This window comes from Cellulomonas septica (genome assembly GCF_012396155.1).
Taxonomy (GTDB): Bacteria; Actinomycetota; Actinomycetes; order Actinomycetales; family Cellulomonadaceae; genus Cellulomonas; species Cellulomonas septica.
Genome location: NZ_JAAXOY010000635.1, coordinates 1 through 2,055, shown reverse-complemented (window position 1 = coordinate 2,055; position 2,055 = coordinate 1). Strand labels below are relative to the sequence as shown.

General features: G+C 73.1%; 2 protein-coding genes. One reads left to right on the top strand and one right to left on the bottom strand.

The genetic code is table 11. The features are described 5' to 3' along the window. Positions 1-211 precede the first annotated feature (211 nt). Positions 212-910 (top strand): vitamin K epoxide reductase family protein, encoded by a 699-nt coding sequence (locus HGA02_RS17530; RefSeq protein WP_343035578.1) that lies wholly within the window; start codon positions 212-214, stop codon positions 908-910. Between the two features lie 134 nt (positions 911-1,044). Here HGA02_RS17530 and HGA02_RS17525 read toward each other — a convergent pair. Beyond that, positions 1,045-2,055: DUF885 domain-containing protein (locus HGA02_RS17525; protein ID WP_168680503.1), on the bottom strand; the 1,011-nt coding region annotated here is incomplete at its 5' end.

The window sequence follows — 2,055 nt, the reverse complement described above, 5'->3', positions numbered from 1 at the left end:
CTAGTTCGTCGGGCCGTCGCGGGCCCGTGCGCGTCGCGGGGCGCGGGCGGACCGCGCGCGAGCCGGTTGTCGACCGAGCCCCGCAGCCGGGGGAGGGAGAACGCCGCAGACCGGGACCCAGGTCGGGCCGATCGCACAGGTCGGGCGGGCACAATGGGCCCCGAGCGGGTGCGGCGGGTCGACCGTGCGCACCGACACCCGAGGAGGCCCGGTGAACGACGCGACCAGCGCGGCCGCACACGACGCGGCGGTGGACGAGCACGACGAGGACTGGGACGACGACGAGCTCGTCGACGACGACCCGAACCTGCTGAAGCCCGCCCCGGCCGCGTGGCGGCGGCGCACCGCGATCGAGATGGCGATCTCGGGCGCCATCGGCCTCTACACGTCGTTCGTGCTGTCGATCGAGGCCGTGGTCCTCGCGGGTGACGCCGACGCCGAGCTCGGGTGCAGCATCAACAGCGTCATCAACTGCGCGACCGTCGCGAAGAGCTGGCAGGCGTCGCTGTTCGGCTTCCCGAACGCGTTCCTCGGCATCGCCGCCGAGGCGGTCGTCCTCACGATGGCCGTCGCGATGATCGGCGGGGTGCTGTTCCCGCGCTGGTTCATGCTCGCCGCCGAGGTCGTCTACACCGCCGGTCTGCTCTTCGCGTGGTGGCTGTTCTACGAGGCCTACACCGACATCAAGGCGCTGTGCCCGTGGTGCCTGCTCATCACCGTGACGACCACGTTGGTGTGGGCCGGGTTGACGCGCATCAACATCAGGGACGGGCATCTCAACCTGCCGGGCCGGTTCGGCCCGGGCGCCCGACGCTTCGTCGCGGCCGGCAACGACTGGTTCGTGACGATCGCGGTGCTCGTCGTCCTCGCCGCGCTCGTGTTCTTCGGCTACGGCTGGTCGCTGCTCTGACGCGCGCCCATCGCCGACGCGCCGGCTAGCGCTGACGCGCCGGCTAGCGCTGACGCGCCGGCCCACCGCTCACGCACCGAGGGGCGGCACCCGGATCGCCCGGGTGCCGCCCCTCGTGTCGTGCACGGACGCCGTCAGGACGTCGCGAAGACCTGCTTGAGCACGTCGAGCGGGAGCGCGCCCTGCTCGAGGGCCGTCGCGTGGAACGCGCGCAGGTCGAACGCGTCGCCGCGCGTGCGCGCCGCACCGGCCGCCGCGTCGCGCGTCTGCTCCCACAGGCGCTGGCCGATCTTGTAGGACGGCGCCTGACCGGGCCAGCCGAGGTAGCGGGTCCACTCGAACCGCACGAACGACTCGGGCATGTTGACGTTGGCCCGCAGGAACGTCCAGCCCTTGTCGGCGTCCCACGTGCCGCCGCCCCACTCGGCGGGAGCGGGGAGACCGAGGTGCACGCCGATGTCGAAGACGACGCGCGCGGCGCGCAGGCGCTGGCTGTCGAGCATGCCGAGCCGGTCGCCCGGGTCGTCCAGGAAGCCGAGGTCGGCCATGAGCCGCTCGGCGTACAGCGCCCAGCCCTCGCCGAAGCCCGAGGTCCAGCACGCGAGCCGGCGCCACCGGTTGAGGGTGTCGCGCGCGTGCACGGCCTGGCCGATCTGCAGGTGATGGCCGGGGACGCCCTCGTGGTAGACGGTCGTCTTCTCGCGCCAGGTGTTGAACGTCGTGACGTCGGCGGGGACGGACCACCACATGCGGCCGGGGCGCGTGAAGTCGTCGCTCGGGCCGGTGTAGTAGATGCCGCCGGTCTGCGTCGGGGCGATGCGGCACTCGAGCGTCCTGAGTGCGTCGGGGATGGCGAAGTGCACGCCGTCGAGCGCGTCGATCGCGGCGTCGGACGTCTCCTGCATCCACGCGCGCAGCGCGTCGGTGCCGTGCAGCGTGCGCGACGGGTCGGCGTCGAGGGCCGCGACCGCCTGCTCGATGGTCGCGCCCGGGCCGGCGACCTGCGCGGCGACGGCCTCCTGCTCGGCGACGACGCGCGCGAGCTCCTCGAGCCCCCACTCGTACGTCTCCTCGAGGTCGACGGTCGCGCCGAGGAACGCGCGCGAGAACAGCGCGTACCGGTCACGGCCGACGGCGTCCTGCTG